At 60.2% G+C, this 17,107-nt stretch carries 18 protein-coding genes; 10 read left to right on the top strand and 8 right to left on the bottom strand.

Annotation, left to right across the window (positions count from 1 at the left end; translation table 11 throughout):
- The first annotated feature begins 62 nt into the window (after window positions 1-62).
- From C8K44_RS13780 to C8K44_RS13755, 6 genes are all read left to right on the top strand, one after another.
- Window positions 63-329 (top strand): hypothetical protein, encoded by a 267-nt coding sequence (locus tag C8K44_RS13780; protein ID WP_109576359.1) that lies wholly within the window; start codon window positions 63-65, stop codon window positions 327-329.
- Between the two features lie 223 nt (window positions 330-552).
- Window positions 553-1,986 (top strand): UbiA family prenyltransferase, encoded by a 1,434-nt coding sequence (locus C8K44_RS13775; RefSeq protein ID WP_109576358.1) that lies wholly within the window; start codon window positions 553-555, stop codon window positions 1,984-1,986.
- 2 nt (window positions 1,987-1,988) lie between these two features.
- The gene (locus tag C8K44_RS13770) at window positions 1,989-3,338 is read left to right on the top strand and encodes an FAD-binding oxidoreductase (RefSeq protein ID WP_109576357.1); all 1,350 of its coding nucleotides are present in this window, start codon (window positions 1,989-1,991) and stop codon (window positions 3,336-3,338) included.
- 106 nt (window positions 3,339-3,444) lie between these two features.
- The gene (locus tag C8K44_RS13765; protein ID WP_109576356.1) at window positions 3,445-3,879 is read left to right on the top strand and encodes an EamA family transporter; all 435 of its coding nucleotides are present in this window, start codon (window positions 3,445-3,447) and stop codon (window positions 3,877-3,879) included.
- Window positions 3,876-4,883: an NAD(P)-dependent oxidoreductase gene (locus tag C8K44_RS13760; RefSeq protein ID WP_109576355.1), complete on the top strand. Its 1,008-nt coding sequence runs from the start codon at window positions 3,876-3,878 to the stop codon at window positions 4,881-4,883. Before C8K44_RS13765 ends, C8K44_RS13760 begins: the two co-directional genes overlap by 4 nt.
- Before the next feature lie 71 nt (window positions 4,884-4,954).
- Window positions 4,955-6,367 (top strand): aspartate aminotransferase family protein, encoded by a 1,413-nt coding sequence (locus C8K44_RS13755; protein WP_245417481.1) that lies wholly within the window; start codon window positions 4,955-4,957, stop codon window positions 6,365-6,367.
- 85 nt (window positions 6,368-6,452) lie between these two features.
- Here C8K44_RS13755 and C8K44_RS13750 read toward each other — a convergent pair whose 3' ends face one another.
- Window positions 6,453-8,201 (bottom strand): hypothetical protein, encoded by a 1,749-nt coding sequence (locus C8K44_RS13750; protein ID WP_109576454.1) that lies wholly within the window; start codon window positions 8,199-8,201, stop codon window positions 6,453-6,455.
- Window positions 8,202-8,423: 222 nt separating this feature from the next.
- Between C8K44_RS13750 and C8K44_RS13745 the strand changes: the two genes are divergently transcribed.
- From C8K44_RS13745 to C8K44_RS13735, 3 genes are all read left to right on the top strand, one after another.
- Complete coding sequence (locus tag C8K44_RS13745) at window positions 8,424-10,985, top strand: FAD-dependent oxidoreductase (protein WP_109576353.1); 2,562 nt, start codon at window positions 8,424-8,426, stop codon at window positions 10,983-10,985.
- A gap of 123 nt (window positions 10,986-11,108) precedes the next feature.
- Window positions 11,109-11,951: a DUF1194 domain-containing protein gene (locus tag C8K44_RS13740; RefSeq protein WP_109576352.1), complete on the top strand. Its 843-nt coding sequence runs from the start codon at window positions 11,109-11,111 to the stop codon at window positions 11,949-11,951.
- 105 nt (window positions 11,952-12,056) lie between these two features.
- Entirely contained in the window at window positions 12,057-12,401 is a 345-nt protein-coding gene (locus C8K44_RS13735; RefSeq protein ID WP_109576351.1) for a peptidase inhibitor family I36 protein, read from the top strand.
- Window positions 12,402-12,416: 15 nt separating this feature from the next.
- Here the strand turns inward: C8K44_RS13735 and C8K44_RS13730 are convergent, their stop codons facing one another.
- The 3 genes from C8K44_RS13730 to C8K44_RS13725 form a co-directional block, all read right to left on the bottom strand.
- Complete coding sequence (locus C8K44_RS13730) at window positions 12,417-13,355, bottom strand: GlxA family transcriptional regulator (protein WP_348626332.1); 939 nt, start codon at window positions 13,353-13,355, stop codon at window positions 12,417-12,419.
- Window positions 13,356-13,652: 297 nt separating this feature from the next.
- On the bottom strand, window positions 13,653-13,793 hold the full coding sequence (locus C8K44_RS27705) for a hypothetical protein (RefSeq protein WP_199227089.1): 141 nt from the start codon (window positions 13,791-13,793) through the stop codon (window positions 13,653-13,655).
- 323 nt (window positions 13,794-14,116) lie between these two features.
- Window positions 14,117-14,296: a hypothetical protein gene (locus C8K44_RS13725; protein WP_109576350.1), complete on the bottom strand. Its 180-nt coding sequence runs from the start codon at window positions 14,294-14,296 to the stop codon at window positions 14,117-14,119.
- A gap of 226 nt (window positions 14,297-14,522) precedes the next feature.
- Here C8K44_RS13725 and C8K44_RS13720 point away from each other — a divergent pair, with 226 nt between their 5' ends.
- The gene (locus tag C8K44_RS13720; RefSeq protein ID WP_109576349.1) at window positions 14,523-15,422 is read left to right on the top strand and encodes a LysR substrate-binding domain-containing protein; all 900 of its coding nucleotides are present in this window, start codon (window positions 14,523-14,525) and stop codon (window positions 15,420-15,422) included.
- A 17-nt stretch (window positions 15,423-15,439) separates the two neighbouring features.
- On the opposite strand, the gene C8K44_RS13715 is transcribed toward C8K44_RS13720, so the two are convergent.
- The 4 genes from C8K44_RS13715 to C8K44_RS13700 form a co-directional block, all read right to left on the bottom strand.
- Complete coding sequence (locus C8K44_RS13715) at window positions 15,440-15,745, bottom strand: DUF1330 domain-containing protein (RefSeq protein ID WP_109576348.1); 306 nt, start codon at window positions 15,743-15,745, stop codon at window positions 15,440-15,442.
- A gap of 78 nt (window positions 15,746-15,823) precedes the next feature.
- Window positions 15,824-16,006: a hypothetical protein gene (locus tag C8K44_RS13710; RefSeq protein WP_109576347.1), complete on the bottom strand. Its 183-nt coding sequence runs from the start codon at window positions 16,004-16,006 to the stop codon at window positions 15,824-15,826.
- A 154-nt stretch (window positions 16,007-16,160) separates the two neighbouring features.
- On the bottom strand, window positions 16,161-16,466 hold the full coding sequence (locus C8K44_RS13705) for a hypothetical protein (protein ID WP_109576346.1): 306 nt from the start codon (window positions 16,464-16,466) through the stop codon (window positions 16,161-16,163).
- Window positions 16,467-16,618: 152 nt separating this feature from the next.
- Window positions 16,619-16,840: a hypothetical protein gene (locus tag C8K44_RS13700; protein WP_146203943.1), complete on the bottom strand. Its 222-nt coding sequence runs from the start codon at window positions 16,838-16,840 to the stop codon at window positions 16,619-16,621.
- Window positions 16,841-17,107 lie beyond the last annotated feature (267 nt).

Genomic DNA, 17,107 nt, shown 5'->3' with positions numbered 1-17,107 from the left:
CCTGCAAACGGCGAAAATGCCTTGCGAAAATGAACAGGGGCGGTGGAAACACCGAGTGCAGAATGAACAGGTTTCTTGTCGCAACGGGTGCGCTCTTCCTGGCCATGTCGGGCGCGGCGCATGCCGCGAGCGCGGTAAACCTCGATTCCGAGCCACGCACATTGATCGTTACGGAAGGCGGTTCCAAGACGGAACTCGCGCTGGCCGCAGGCGAAACTGTCGAGTTCTGCTCGAATGGCTGCTTTGTGACGATGCCTAATGGCGACCGCGAAGCGTTAACCGGAGCTGAGACAGTAGAAATTTCAGGCGGCGTTGCCCGTATCAAGTAAGTTCTGCCAGCCAACACTTGGAAATTGATCGTAGAGGCCGGGCACAAGCTCGGCCTCTTCTGCGTTCTGCTAACATCTGCTTAAGCATGAAGGGCTAAAGGTCCAATGCGAGCATAGCATCCGCTGACTATCTTAACCATCATGAATGATGCCTCGCGTTATAGCCGAGATATGGGGGCCAGGGCGTTCACGCCGTGCGGCCAGGGCAGGGGCAGGCAATTCTATGGACGCGCGATCAGAAAACAGGGCAATTCCGCTCGCGGTCGATCTCGATGGCACGCTGATCGCTACGGACCTGCTGTGGGAAGGCTTGTTTGCGCTTCTCAAAAAGAACCCTCTCAACATATTTATGGTGCCGTTTTGGCTGCTCAGGGGGCCGGCGCGGCTCAAGCAGGCGATTGCAGCGGCGGTCGACATCGATCCGGCAACACTGCCCTATCGGCCTGAGGTTCTGCAGCGGCTGCGCGAAGAGCATGCCAATGGTCGTAGGCTCGTTCTCGCCACCGGCACGCCGCGCAAGTTTGCCGAAGCAATCGCCCGATATCTCGGTTTGTTCGAAGCGGTCCTTGCCAGCGACGGTGCTGAAAACCTGACCGCCGAGCGCAAGCGCAAGGCGCTTGTAGATGCATATGGCGACGGCGGATTCGACTATGCCGGCAACAGCCGCCATGATCTCAAGGTGTTCGACGCCGCGCGCGAGGCGATCGTTGTCGCGCCAGACCGCGCCGCCGCGCGCTGGCAGGTGAGCCACAGCTCGGAGTTGATCGCTGCCCAGAAGCCGAGCTGGCGCAGTATCCTCAAGATGCTGCGTGTCCACCAGTGGCTCAAGAATGTCCTGATTGCCGTGCCGCTGGTGCTGGCGCACAAATATTTCAACTTGGACATGCTCGTGCCGGCAGTGCTGGCCTTCCTTTCGTTCAGCGCGGCGGCATCTGCCATCTACATCGTCAACGACTTCTTTGACCTGACGCTTGATCGCGCGCACCCGACCAAGCGCGAACGGCCATTTGCCAGCGGAAAGCTGTCGATCCCGTTCGGGCTCGCTTGGGTTGCGATCCTGGTGGTCGTCAGCCTTGTGACGGCAACCTTCACGACGATCGAGTTCGTTGGCGTGCTGCTCGTTTATCTTGTTTCCACGACCGCCTATTCGCTGTCGGTCAAGCGCATGCTGCTGATCGACGTGCTCATGCTCGCGGGGCTCTATACCTTGCGTATCCTGGCGGGTACTGCGGCAACCGGCGTCGATGCCTCTTTCTGGCTGCTGGCGTTTTCGATCTTCTTCTTCCTGTCGCTGGCGCTGGTGAAACGTTATGTCGAACTGCGCTCATCCAGCCTCAGCGTTGGCGAGCGTATCGCTGGCCGCGGCTATCGCATCGAGGACCAGGAGATCGTCGCGCAGGCCGGCATGGCCGCGGCCTTTTCGTCGGCGCTGGTGTTGGCCCTCTACATCGACAGCAGCGCGGTGCGCGAACTTTACCAGCATCCATGGCTGGTGTGGCCGCTGGCACCGATTGTGCTCTATCTCACCATGCGCGTCTGGATACTCGCCCGCCGTGACGAACTGCATGACGACCCGGTGGTCTTCATCATTCGCGACTGGCGCAGCCAGATCGTGGTTCTCGCCGGCGCGGCTCTGCTTTTGGTGGCGGGATTGTGAGGATGGGCCGCCCCGACTACCAGAGCTTCGGCCGCGCCAATCCGGGAGCGCGCCAGGTCGTCGAAATCGGCGAGGCGACTGAGCTTTTAACCAGTGGTGCGGCGCATGCCTCGTCGTTGCTTGCCTACGGCAATGGCCGCAGTTACGGCGACAGCTGCCAGAACAGTGCTGGTGCTGTCATCGACTTGCGGCCGTGCAATCGTATTTTGTCCTTCAATGCCGAGACGGGATTGATTGATGCCGAGGCGGGCACATTGCTCGCGGACATAATTGCTTACATTGCGCCGCACGGCTTTTTCCCAGCCGTAGTGCCCGGCACCCAGCTTGTGACGCTCGGCGGCGCCATCGCCAACGATGTGCATGGTAAGAACCACCACCGACGTGGCAGTTTTGGCTGCCATGTGGAACGTCTTGTGCTGCTGCGTTCTGATGGCCGCTATGTCTGCTCGCCAAGCGAGAATTCAAGGCTGTTTTGGGCAACGATCGGCGGCATGGGGCTGACGGGCGTCATCTTGTCCGCTGCCATCCGTCTGATGCGCGTGCCATCGCTCGACATCGCCGAGACGGTCAAGCCGTTCGGCTGTCTAGGCGAGTATTTCGAACTGGCCGAAGCCGCGGATGCGGACAATGAATATGCGGTTGCCTGGATCGACCAACTCGCCAGTGGCAAGCACGTGGGGCGCGGCCTGCTGCTGGTCGGCAATCATGCTCCTCTTGGTGCCCGTAAAGCGTCGAGCGGCGCGGCCAGGCTGTCGGTACCGTTCCAGCCGCCGCTGACCTTGCTCAACCGGCCGTTCCTGAAACTGTTCAATGCTGCTTATGGTTGGCGACGCGGTCGTCTTGCCGAAAGTCGGTCGAGCCATCAGAAGTTCTTCTTTCCACTCGACGGCGTCGCGCACTGGAACCGGCTCTATGGTCCCAACGGGCTTTACCAGCACCAGAGCGTCGTTCCCGAGGCTGCAGCCCGCGAAACCATTCCGGCGTTGCTGGCGGCGGCGCAACGGGCAGGGCAGGGTTCGTTCCTGACCGTGCTCAAGCGGTTTGGCGCCCAGCGTTCGCCGGCGCTGCTGTCCTTCGCGCGCCCGGGTTACACTTTGACGCTCGATTTTCCGAACCACGGCCGGCGCACACTGGAACTGCTTGCCGAGCTCGACCGGATCACTGTGGGAGCGGGTGGCGCGGTCAATCCCTACAAGGACGCGCGCATGTCGGCCGAAACATTCGCCGCATCGTTCCCGGACTGGCAGCGGCTGGAGGCCATGCGAGACCCCGCCTTCATGTCGGATTTCTGGGCGCGTACCGCGGGAAGGCTTGGTGGGCGCGATGGCAATACGGCGCAGGCGGCCGAATAGACGATCGGCGTTTGTCAGAGAAATGCGAGAAAAGTTCAAATTACTCGGAAAGTTTCACGGAATATTCGTGGCTTGCCGTTAGGCTATGCGAAGGACGGGCAAAGCAATGAAATACATACTCTTCATCCTTTTCACGGTGATGACCAATGCCGCAGCGCAGCTGATGCTCAAGCAGGGCATGATGTCGCTCGGCCCAATTTCGTTTGAAGGCAGCAATCCGCTTATCAAGATATTGCAGATCGTCTTCAGCCCCTGGGTCTTTGCCGGGCTTTTGACCTTCGTCATTTCGATGGCATCGCACCTCTATGTGCTGTCCAAGGTCGAACTCAGCTTCGCCTATCCCTTCCTCAGCCTGGCCTATGTGGCGGTAGCGGTGTTTGCCTACTTCGTCTTCCATGAGGACCTGAATGCCTGGCGCATCGCCGGCATCGCCTTCATCTGCGTCGGCACAGTGCTGATCGCCCAGAGCGGCCGCGACCGTGGCGAAATTGTCGCCGCGGCCTCGACCGAATCCACCAAGACAAGCGAGCTTTTGCGATGAGACATATCATTTTTGGCGGCGACGGCTTCGTCGGTCGTCATCTTGCGCCCAAACTGATTGCCGACGGCGAAGAAGTTGTTGTTGCCGACATAGTCAAGAGCGAGCTCACGCATTACCGCAACGTGCGCTTCGTCCATTGCGACGTTACCGATCCGGCTGCGATCGCAGCCGTCGGTATCAAGGCTGACGATATGGTCTACAACCTCTCGGCCAAGATGCTGTCGCCGCTGCAGGTCAGGGCCAAGCGCCACGACTTCTTCTTCCCGGTCAATTATTTCGGCACCGAAAACATCATCAAGGCGATGGATCATGCAGCCGCGCCAAAGCTGATCCACTACACGACCGACATGATCTACGGGCACACGCTAACCCAGCCGATGACCGAAGAGCATCCGGTGGCGCCGCTTGGAGAATATGGCTGGTCGAAACAGAAGACCGAGGAACTGGCGGCCGAATGGCGGACGCGCGGCATGAACATTTCGCTGTTTCGCCCACGCCTGATCATCGGCCCGGGCCGGCTCGGCATCCTGGAAAAACTGTTCAAGCTGATCGACTGGAATCTTCCGGTTCCGATGATCGGTTCGGGCAAGAACCCGTATCAGTTCATCTCGGTGTTCGACTGCGCGGAGGCCGCTCGCCTTGCCTGGAAGGCCGGCGTACCCAACGAGGCCTACAATCTTGGTTCGCTCAACCCGCCGCCGGTGCGCAAGCTGCTGGGCGATCTGGTCAAGCATGCCGGCTCGAAATCGATCCTGCTGCCGACGCCCGCCTGGGCGGTCAAGCGCACGCTCGACCTTCTCGACCTGATGAACATGCCGATCATGGATCCCGAGCAATATCTGATCGCCGACGAAGAGTGTGTGCTCGACGTTTCCAAGGGCGAGCGGCAGCTCGGCTGGGTGCCGAAGTATCGCGACGAAGACATGCTGATCGCCGCCTACAAGGAATATCGCGCCAAGAAGGACGGCGTCGCTGCGGCCGCGCAGCACGCCCCGGCCGAATAGAGGATATGAACATGACGCTGGTCACCAAGCCGGATACGGCTCATTCGCATGCTGTCGCTGTGGCGCCGGCAATGACTTCGGCAAAGCTCGCCAAGCCGAACCTGATGTCCGTCGAGCAAGCCAAGGCGCTCGACGTCGCCAAGATGACCGACCTGTTCAAGGCGCATCTCAATCCCGGCCAGCTGCATTTCATGAAGCTGCTCGGCTTCCACAAGATCAAGATCGAACGCGCCGAGGGCATGCACTACGTCGACCAGAACGGCCGCAAGATCCTCGATTTCTTCGGCGGCTTCGGTTCGCTCGCTCTCGGCCACAATCACCCGCGCGTGCTCGAGGCGCGCAAGAAGTTTCAGGACGAGAAGCGCCACGAGATCGGCATCGCCTTCATGTCGCAATATGCGTCGGCGCTTGCCTACAATCTGGCGCAGATCTCGCCTGGCGATCTCGACATGGTGTTTTTCGGCTCGTCCGGCTCCGAGGCGATGGAAGCGGCGGTGAAGCTCGCCGAACGTGCCGCGGGTCCGGCGCGTCCCAAGATCGTCTATGCCGAGAACTCGTTCCACGGAAAGACCAAGGGTGTGCTCTCCGTCACGGACGGTGCGCTTTATCGCGGTGAGTTCAGGCTCACCGACAACACTGTGCGCGTGCCCTTTGGCGATATTGATGCGGTCGAGGCCGCGTTCCGTTCCGACAAAGCCATCGGAGCCATCGTGCTCGAAACCATCCAGGGCGGCGGCGGTATCAACAAGGCGCCGGCCGAATACTGGCAAAAGCTGCGCGCCCTTTGCGACAAATACGGCGTGATCTGGGTTGCCGACGAAGTGCAATGTGGCGTTGGCCGTTCGGGGCGCTTCTACGCCTTCGAGCACTATGATGTGGTGCCCGACATCACTGCGGTCGCCAAGTCGCTCGGCGGCGGTAAAGCCGCAATGGCAGCGATGATCGCGCGTCGCGAGGTCTACATGAAGGCCTATGGCACGCCCAAGACGGCGATGATCCATGCCATGGCGACCTTCGGCGGCATCGGCGAGGGCTGCGTCACCGCAATCGAGACGCTCAGTGTGCTCTATGACGAGGGCCTGATCGAGAACTCGGCCACCACCGGTGCCTATCTTCTGGCGCGGCTTGAGGAACTCCAGGCGAAGTACCCCAAGATCATCAAGGAAGTGCGTGGCCAGGGCCTGATGGTAGGGCTCGAATTCCACGACTTCTCGCAGACATTGCCGATGGTGTTGCGCCCGGTAGTCAGCGTGCTCGACGACAAGCTCAAGGGCTCGCTCTCCGGTTTTGTCGGCGCGTTGCTGCTGCGCGACTACGATGTGCTGGTCGCCTTCACCGAATATAATCGCAACGTGGTGCGCCTGTTGCCGCCGTTGACCTGCAGCCGCGCCGATGTCGACGTGCTGATAGCTGCGCTCGACAGCCTGCTCGGGCGCGGCATTGTCTCGATCGTCAAGGACTTCGTCAAAAGTCAGGTCAAGTAGGGCGCGCCTGCTTCTTGCTGGACGAACAAAAAAGCCGGGGCCTGCGCCCCGGCTTTTTTGTTTTCATGCACGGTGCCGGGCCTGCTTATCTGTCCAATGCGTCGAAGAACCTGGGATGGACGAAGGCATCATAGCAGGCGTCGAGTTGAATGCGGCGATGCTGGGTCAACGCGCTCTTGTACATGTCGTAGAGCATGGCATTGGCTGTTGTCGGCGGACAGGTTGGCAGCAAAATGAGATCGGCTTGCGCCACTGCGCCTTCCTCGGTCGAGCCGGGGTCGGGAACGGCGCGTGTCGGATCGGCGCCGATCGCAATGTGAAGCGGTGCCGAACGGTCCATCAGCCAGGGGAACGGATTAACGAAGTTCAGTGACATCAGCGTATCGAAGCGGATGCCCTTGTCGGATTCCAGCTTGCGAATGGAGTCGATCGCCGCGTCGACATTGCCCAGATAGGTGATCTGGAAGTCGTAGTCGGAATAAAGAACCGGTGTCGGCAACTCGCCGGCGTTGGTGAGGTCGGTGTAGAGCGAACGATGCTCGGGATAGAAGTTCAGCATGTGCTCTGCACGTACGGCGACTTCGCTGCGCATATTGACTGCGCCCAGCGTGCGCAGATTGCGCTGCGCCAACGGCTGGTTCTTTACCGAGCCGATGTAGGTACGTGCCGCGCGTTCGATGACGAACAAGGCAGGCGGCAACACGATGGCTGCGGAGAGCCCCAAGACCGAAAGCAATACGACCGGCTTGCCGAGAAGCTTGGGCGCCTTGAGCAGGATCGCTACCACCAGGGGTGCGAGGAAAATGAAGGCCTGGCTGCCGGTGTTCTGCGTCTCAAAAAGGATTCCCGCGAAAACCACCGCAAATAGCCAAAGGCCGTGGTGATCGAGGACCGTTGAAACCGCGCTGGCCAGCGAAGTCTTGCGTCCTGAAGAGAACCGCTCCAACAGCTTCTGGCGATCTGACCAAAGCAAGACAATTGCCAAGGCTGAAGCTGCGAGGACGACACCGAAATTGATGGACGCCGATTGGAGGAAACGTGGCAGCAGCGTGCCGCTGTTCATCTGCACCAGCCTGAGAACGTCCATCACATACTGACTGACCATCCCGGAAGCCAGTTCGATGACGGCAAGGGCGATGGCAAAGATGGTCAATGCCTCAAGTGCATAACGGAATTTCACGCGGCCGGCGAAGAAGGCATAGGCGGCGATGACGCCGCCAGCGACAAATCCAGTGATCTTGAGAAAGAACAGCGCGGTCATGATGAGGGCGACCAGCGCTACCAGCAGGTAGCGGTTGCGCACGAACATCAAGGCCGCGACCAGCACGTACAGCATCTGGCAGACTTGGCGGTTGTAGATGCCAAAGGCATCGGAACCGGGGAACGGATAAAATTCGCGGGTGTTGAAGGGCAGCAGCACGAAAACCAAGAACGGCACCAACACCGCAAAACCGATGCCGCGCGACCGCTGGCCTACATCCCACAGCACCAGGGCCATCAACGGCGCGGTGACCAAAAGCAGGGACCAGTGCGCCAGAAGTGCCGGCTGTGCGTTGGGGAATAGCGTCACCCAGCCCGCAAAGAGGTAGTAGCCGAGCGGGCCGACGGGCGTGAAGAAGTCGATGACCGGCACCTGGCCTTCGAAAATGCGATTTGACGCATCGTAGTAGATCAGCACGTCCCAATACATCGGACCGATCGGCACTACGAGGGGCAAGGCGAGCAGCACACATACGATCAGAAATGCAGCCGCCAGAAGGAAGAGGGGACTTTTTGCCCGTTCTGTGATGAGGCTGCCAATGGATGCCGAAGGTGGGTTGACGGTCGTATTCATCTCGTATCGTGCTGCCAGCCAGACGGAATTGTCGATTGGCGCCACAACTATAGGTAAAGGGCGACAAAAGCGTTAAGGGGGCTTGGTAGCGCCAATAACGACGCCCGCGCCTGCTATCATTTCAGCGAAGTCGCGCGGCTTTTTGGCAATGTCGCAAACAGGCTGCACTCGCGGCGCGCCGCTCTATAGTCTGCCGGCAAAATCATCGCGGAGTCGTGGGCAATGGCAGAGTTTCCGAACAAGGCGAAGGTCGTCATCATCGGGCTTGGCGGTATCGTGGGCGCATCGATTGCCCATCACCTGATCGAGCGTGGTTGGGACGATATCGTCGGCATCGACAAGTCGGGCGTGCCGACCGACATCGGCTCGACGGCGCATGCCTCGGACTTCTGCTACACCACCAGCCACGACTATCTCTCCGTCTGGACGACGCAATACTCGATCGACTTCTACGAAAAGATGGGCCACTACGCCCGCATCGGCGGTCTCGAAGTCGCCCGCACGGGCGACGATACCTGGATGGAAGAGATCAAGCGCAAGCTCTCCTCCGCAAAGGCGTTTGGCACACGCGCGCACTACGTTTCGCCGTCCGAAATCAAGGCGATGTTCCCACTGATCGAGGAAGATCAGGTCATGGGCGGCATGTTCGATCCGGATGCCGGCCTCGTCATCCCGCGATCGCAGACCGTCGCCGGCAAGTTGGTCGATGCCGCCGAGAAGTCGGGTAAGCTGCAAGTCTTCGGCAACACGCCGGCGACATCGCTGATCGTCGAGAAGGGACGCATCAAGGGCGTGGTCACCCATCGCGGCACGATCATGGCCGATCACGTCATCGTCTGCGCCGGCATCTGGGGCCGTTTGATCGCCGAAATGGTCGGCGAGGACCTGCCAGTCATGCCGGTCGACCATCCGCTCACCTTCTTCGGCCCCTACAACGAGTTCGAAGGCACGGGCAAGGAAATCGGCTACCCGCTTCTGCGCGATCAGGGCAACTCCGCCTATATGCGCGACACGGGCGACCCCAGGACGACGGAGGGCGGCCAGATCGAGTGGGGCTACTACGAGACCACCAATCCGCGCCTTTGCCATCCGCGCGAGATCCTCGAAAAGCATGAGGCGCGCCTGTCGCCGTCGCAGCGCGACCTCGACATGGAACAGATCATGGAGCCGCTGGAGCGCGCCATGGAACTGACGCCGATCCTAGGCGAGATCGGCTACAACGAAAGCCATTCCTTCAATGGTCTGTTGCAGGTCTCCGCCGCCGGCGGCCCGTCCTGCGGCGAAAGCCAGAAGGTGCGCGGCCTGTGGTACTGCGTTGCCATCTGGGTGAAGGACGGCCCCGGATATGGCAAGCTGATCGCCGACTGGATGACGGACGGGCGCACCGAGATCGACCACAACTCGATCGACTATGCCCGCTTCTACCCGCACCAACTGCAAGAGAAGTTCATCGAAGGCCGCACTTTCGAGGCCGCGCAAAAAATCTACTTCCCCGCCGTGCACACCCGCGAGCCATATGCCACCGGCCGCAACGTCAAGCGTTCGCCGTTCTACGAGCGCGAGGTTGAACTCGGCGGCTATTTCATGGAACTCGGTGGCTGGGAGCGCGCGCATGGCTACAAGGCCAACGAGCATCTCCTGGAAAAATATGGCAACCGCGTGCCGGTGCGCGAGAACGAATGGGACAGCCGCCATTTCTGGCGCGTGTCGAATGCCGAGCATCTCGCAATGAGCGAGGATTGCGGCATCGTCAACCTCAGTCATTTCCACATGGTCGACATCGAGGGGCCTGACCATGTCGAACTGCTGGAATGGCTTTGCGCAGCCAAGATCGGCGGCGATGGCAACATCGGCAAGGGCATCTACACCCACTTTCTCGACGACGAGGGCATGGTGCGGGCCGACTTCACCGTCTTCCGCATGGCCGACCGCTGCCGCCTTGTGAACGGCGCCGACGCCGGCCCGCGCGACTTCCACTACATGAAGCGCGTCGCTGAAGACCGCGGCCTTGATGTCATGATCACCGATGTCTCGGAAAAATTCATCACCATTGGCATCTGGGGACCGAACGCCCGCGATACGCTGAAGAAAGTGGTTGCTGATCCTGCCGGCCTCGACCAGGAAAACTTCGCTTTCGCCGCCATCAAGCAGATCGAGATTGCCAGCAAATCTGTCACCGCCTTCCGCATCTCCTATGTCGGCGAGCAGGGCTGGGAACTGCACATGAAGTACCAGGACGGCCTAGCCGTCTGGGATGCGTTGCGCGCCACCGGCGTCATGGCTTTCGGCGTCGAGACCTACGCCAATTCGCGCCGCATGGAAAAGAGCCTGCGCCTGCAGAACGCGGACCTTCTTACCCAGTACAATCTCATCGAGGCTGACCTTGCCCGCCCCAAGGTCAAGGAAGCCGACTTCCGCGGTAAGGCCAAACACCTGGAATACAAGGCACGCGACCACCAGCCCGCCATGCTCTGCACGCTGATGATGACCGAGAATACCGACAAGAGCGGGGTGAAACGCTACCCTGTCGGCACACTGCCGGTCATGGATCCGGAAACCGGCGAGGTGCTAATCGACACACTCGGCCGTCGCTCTTACACGACGTCCATCGCCTTCGGCCCGACGATCGGCAAGAACATCGCGCTCGCCTACCTGCCGCATGCCTATGCCCAGGAAGGTCGCAAGCTGAATGTCGAGTATTTCGCCGAAACCTACCCGGTCGAGGTCGTCGGGATCGGCTACAAGCCGCTCTACGACCCGGAGAACCTGAAGCCGCGCAGTTGACGGGGGACGCGTTGCTACGAGACATCGGCGAGCGCCGACACTTCGCAACATTGTGAATGAAAAGCCCGGTTTTCTAGCCGGGCTTTTCTTTTGAAGTAAGCAATTCTCGCTTACCCTTGGGAAATGTCTGCTGCGGCCAAAGCTCTTCTTGCAGGCGGCGCCGCGCTGGCGCTGGGGTTTGGGCTGCTGTCTCAATCGCTTGCTGCCGAACAGGTCGATGTCGAATTGGTGCTTGCCGTCGACGTCTCGCTGTCCATGTCGCCCGACGAACTCGAGATCCAGCGCCACGGCTATGCCGCCGCGCTCACCGATGACCGCGTGTTGGAGGCGATCGCACAGGGCGCCTACGGCAAGATTGCCGTCACCTATGTCGAGTGGGCAGGCTCGACGTCACAAATCGTCATCGTGCCATGGACTGTGATTGCAAACCGTGCTGATGCCGAGCGCGTGGTGGACCAACTCTCGGCCAAGCCCCCCAACAGCGCGCGACGGACTTCGATATCCAGCGCCCTCGAGTTTGGCAGCGACCTGTTTGCCGAAAGCACCTACCATGGCATGAAACGGGTGATCGACATTTCCGGAGACGGACCAAACAACCAGGGACCTCCCGTTGACATCATGCGAGACGCGGCGGTCGCACAAGGCATAACCATCAACGGCCTGCCGCTGATGACAAATGGCGGCTTCGGCAACGCTTACGACGTCGAGGATCTCGACCGCTACTATGCCGATTGCGTCATCGGCGGACCGGGCGCCTTCATGATCCCGGTCAATGACTGGTCGCAATTTCCCGAAGCGATAAGGCGAAAGCTGGTGATGGAACTTGCCGGCCCCGCTTCACGTCAGTGGGCGACCGAAGAGGCCGCATATCCGCCAGTCGTGCTTGCTCAGGCGCAGCTGAAATACGATTGCCTAGCCGGCGAGAAGCTATGGCGCGATCGATCCTGGCTGTTCGATAGCCGATAAGGCCGACGCAACTCATCCTCTGCGATCACACCGGGCGCCAAATTTTGGCCACGGGCATCGCATCACTACGCCGGCGGGGATGCAGCCTGAGAGGAAATGAGAATCATGAAACGTCTTGCAGCAATCGCCGCCTTCGCGTCGGCATTGATGATCGGCAGCGCCAGCGCGCAGTACTACGACGATGAGGACGTTGCCTGCGAGATGTATGAGCACAATTCATTTGGCGGCCGCGCCTTGCCCATGCGTCCAGACCAGGCAGTCAGCTTTCGCGGCGGCCAGTTCTGGAATGACCGTGTTTCGTCAGCCCGTGTCGCGCGCGGCTGTACTCTGACGGTCTATGAACACACACGGATGCAGGGCGATGCGGAAGAATTTAGTCGCAACATTCGTGCTCTTGGCGATTGGAATGACGAAATCTCGTCGGCCGAGTGCTACTGCGACGACGAGTGAATGTTCTGGCCGACCTCAAGCAGCGATAAGCTGCTTGCGGTCGATACGCTCCTGCTGTGGCGAGCGGGCATAGAGCTCGCGATAGCATTTGGAAAAATGCGAGGCCGACACGAAGCCGCAAGCCACCGCGACCTCGACAACCGGCATCGACGACTGGATCAGCAAGTGGCGGGCGCGGTCGAGCCGAATCTCGAGATAATAGCGGGCAGGGGAGCGCCCCATCTCGGTGCGGAAGAGGCGCTCGATTTGCCGGCGCGAGAGGCCGACATGGTCGGCGATCTCGATCAGCGACAACGGCTCCGACAAGTTCGCTTCCATCAGTTCGATGATCGTCAGAACCTTTGAGTTCTGGACGCCCAGGCGCGCACGCAACGGCAGGCGTTGGCGGTCGGTCGGGCTGCGCACGCGGTCGGTCAGTACCTGTTCGCAGATGCGGTTGACGAGATTGTCGTCGAAATCGTCGCCGATCAGTTTCAGCATCATGTCGAGGGCAGCAGTGCCGCCGGCGCAGGTATAGACGTTCTGGTCGACCTCGAAGAGATCGGCGTAGACGTTTGCCTTGGGGAACGCTTCGGCAAAGCCCGGCAGGTTTTCCCAATGAATGGCGCAGCGCTTGTTGGACAGCAGGCCGGCATTGGCAAGCACATAGGCTCCGGTGCACAAGCCGCCAACGGCGACGCCGCGATTATATTCCTCGCGCAGCCAGGCGAAGACGGACTTGTTGGTGTAGGTCTCGACATTGATGCCGGTGCAGACGATGACCATCGAAGGCCGTTCCGGCCCGGCCATCTTCTTGCGTTCGTCCTCGAGCGAGGTGTTGACGGCACATTCGACGCTGTTGGAGGCGCGCACCGCCTTGCCGTCGATGCTGGCGAGGCGCCATTTGTAAGCCTCGTAGCCGAGCATGCGATTGGCGATGCGTAGAGGGTCGAGGGCGGTTGCAAAGGCAACCATGGTGAAGTCGGGTACAAGGAAGAACACAAGCGATCGTTTGATCGGATGTCTGATGGCGTTCAAGGAACCCTCGCGCTGGCCGGAAACGACGCGAACTCGATGTCGCGAATAGCACAGCGTCAACAGCAAATTCCCTTGCTGTCAATGGGGTTGCAGGCGTCGCTAAAATTAAATTTGCGACATGCCTGCTTGAGGTAGCCGCTTTGAGGACGGCGCGTTACCCCAAAGCAAGCCGGCCCTCGGCTCCTGGCCGGAGGCCGGCCGAGTTCGGTCCATGCAACGGTGGATTGTCCGGGCTTAGCCGACGAGCATGCCGAGGCGGTTGGCAGCCAAGGCCCCCGTCTGGCCGGGCATCGTCTTGGCGAGGCGCTGGCGCTCTATCGCTGTCGACAGCGAGGTATGGCGACGGATTTTGAACAGGCGAGCGAAAATCTTCATGACACGTCTCCATGCATCGTAGTTACACGGGGTGCCTTCGCGTTCTGGAGTGGGGCAGCTCGTTTGACAATGCGCATATAGGGTTTGGCCGAGGTTCCGTATGCTGCAAAAGCGAAGCGCTGCACCTTAAAAGCGACATGGTCCGCCGTGGTCATTGGCCGTTGTACTGTCGATCGCAAAATCTGCTGAATTTACAGTCTGTTGGCCGATGGTGTGGAGGCCATGCATCCTGGTGCGGATGGGTGTGCGCCTGTCGCATAGCTGTGTTGGCTCAAGGCATGGGACCTGCCTTCGCTGACGCGTTCGGCAGGTCCTCATCCACCTCAGACCGCGTCGCCTCCATGGCCACGGCGATAGCCTGTCTTGGAGTCGAAAGTCTCGGGCCAGCCGATATCCTTCTGGAGTTCGAGCGGCAGCGAACTGATCGAGCGTGCGCTGCGATAGCGGGTGTGGGCTGCATTAAGCTGGCTGGCGATGCGGCCGATCGACGAAAGAATGGACATTGCGGTTTCCTTTCCTGCCGGCCTGTTCAAGGCCCGCCTGAGGTGCTCGCCCGGTGGGCACCGCTGGTTTCAACCCTTTCGCGCAATCTCGCGCTTCTAATTCCGGGCACATTCGACGCGGGCCAGTGGCCGCTGCTTCGATGGAGTTGACTATCTCTTATGAATGAGGTTCAATCAATCGAAATGAAATGATGTGTTCGATCAGAAAAATTGAAGGACTGCGATCATGAACGCGCCGCTCAATCATCCGCTGCCACTGCTCGATCTCGATGTGCTCCGTACCTTCGTGGCGATTGCCGAGACCGGCAGCTTCACCACGGCGGCCAATGCCGTGTTCCGCACGCCCTCGGCCGTATCGATGCAGATCAAGAAGCTCGAGGACATTCTTGGCCGCTCGGTTTTCCTGCGCGACGCGCGTTCGGTGACGCTGACTACTGATGGCGAGATGCTGCTGGGCTATGCCCGCCGCATGCTTGCCATCAATCGTGAGGCTGTTTCGAAGTTCATCATTCCTGACATTGTCGGCGTGGTTCGGCTCGGTTCGCCCGACGACTTTGGCGAGCGGGTCCTGCCCCACGTGCTCAAGCGTTTTGCCCAGACACACCCCTCCATCGCGGTCGACGTCGTGATTGACCAGAGCAGCAATCTCAGGCGTCGCATGGACGACCGCGCGCTTGACATCACCTTGCTCACCAATGCCTGCAAGGCCAATGCGGCAGGAGCCGAGGTGCTGTTGACCGAACCGATCGTTTGGGCCGGCGCCCAAGGCGGCTGCGCGCATATGCGCGAGCCGTTGCCGGTCTCGCTCTGGGAAGAGGGCTGCGCCTGGCGGGCAGGGGCGCTCGAAGCGCTCGGTCGCGACGGCCGCAACTACCGCGTCGCCTATATGAGTGCGCATACGGCCGGCCAGCGGGCGGCCATCCTGTCCGATCTCGCCGTCGCGCCGTTGCCGAAGTCATTCCTCGGCGATGAATTGGTCGAACTTGGCCCCAAGGATGGAATGCCCGAGATCGGCAACTACAGCCTGGCGATGATCGTGGCGCCCGAGGCGAGTGCACCGGTCAAGGCGGCTGCCGAGCACATCCGTGCGGCATTCGAGACCTTCAATCTGACGGGCAAGTTCTGACGAAGCGCCTCGGCACGTTAAACCGGTGAACTGACCGGCACACCCTCAAGGGCGATGATCCGTGTCCTGGCGCAGCTTTCTCGCAGTGCCCTGAGCGGGGCGTACTCGGGCGACTGGTACCAGCCCATCAACGAGTCCCTGTCAGGGAATTCGATGATGACGAGGCGATGCGGCTCCCAATCGCCCTCCAGCACCTTGGTCAGGCCGCCACGTCCGAGATATCGGCCGCCAAACCTCACTTCGGTGGCAGGAACTTCACGCCTGTATTGTTCAAAAGCGACCGCGTCGGTCACATCGACGTCTGCAACGAGATAGGCAGCCATGGCACATCTCCAGTGAAAACGATCCTGGAAATCATACTCGTCGTTTGGCGTGTATTGGAGTGAAATGATTGAGCTGGGTCAGCGACGCACGGAAGTGGCTATCGAGCGATAGACTTTGGCCATCATCGATGGTGGCGGATTCCAGTCGAGATCACGCTGGATCTCCGGCGGTAGTGCGTTGAGTATGCGAGCTGTCTGGCGGGCACGCCGCGCGAGCTTGTAGCGGGCGCCGATACGTCCAAGATCATCAAAGAGAGGCATCTTGCCTTCCTTCAGTCTTCAGTTAGTTCTGATTTTAAGGCTCAGTTCGCGCGCGGCGACCACGTCAGGATCGAACGCGCGCGCCGGTCAGTCTTATCCAACCGACCGGCGCTGCGTCGGCGAAAGCTCAGCAGGCGGACCTTTTCGGCGAAGGTCATGCGCAACGCGCTTTCTGCCTTGAAAATTCGATCACGTTTGTCGCCGGCGCCAAAGGGCCGACCGGCCAGCCGAGTTCGATCTGGATATCGAGCGGCAGCTTGTTGATCAGCATCGCCACCCGGCCATACTTGTGGAGCTGAGCCGATGTGCTGCCTGACCCAGGCGACGCGGGCCTGTCGAACCAGCCGAGTTCAACCTGCAACTCGCGCGGCAAGCCATTCATCATCTTCTCGACGCGGCTGTCGCGGCAGGCATGCCGCAGTACGGCGCCAAATTGATGGAACTCTCCGATGATGGACATGGTCGTCTCCTGAGAGAAGCGGGCCGGCAACGCCACGCGAGACTGGATGCGCCACCGGCCAGCAGAAGCTACGCTCGTTTCTGTTTCAGTTCGATATCGCTTAGGCATCCGTGTGTTTCAGATTGCGTGCGATTTTGTAACATTCATTGCCGTCAGCGGTCGGGCGACATGAGGAAGGAAATCATTTGATTTCGCCTTTCCGAAACAGGCCAGCCGATATCCCTCTGGATCTCAGGCGGCAGCCCGTTGAGCATGCGTTCCGACTTCGATGCGCGACGTGCCTTCTGGATGGCCGCACCGTAGCGGCCGATCGTGCTCATGATCGACATGGTCGTCTCCTGTTCGTCCCACAGCGTCACTCGTCCATCGGACATGCATCGACGGCTGCAGTGCTTTCATTCGGTGCTTGAACCTTTCCAAAAATCATTCCTGACTTTCGCGGCCACGCACTGTTGCCGACGAGGAGGCGAACCCTCCAGCGGCGGCTGACGAGCAGAAGCTAGTTCGAGTTTGTTTCGTATCGATTTCGCTTCAATTGCAATTTGCGATAGAATTGTTGCGCAACGGAAACACACCCGATACGTGCATGGTAACACAAAAAAGCTTCGGCGAGACAGGGAATGCCTCGCCGAAGCGTGAGT

The organism is Aminobacter sp. AP02, assembly GCF_003148805.1.
In the GTDB taxonomy this organism is placed as follows: Bacteria; Pseudomonadota; Alphaproteobacteria; order Rhizobiales; family Rhizobiaceae; genus Aminobacter.
Note: the sequence above shows the minus strand (reverse complement) of the source record. Positions and strands in the feature narration are given on the sequence as shown.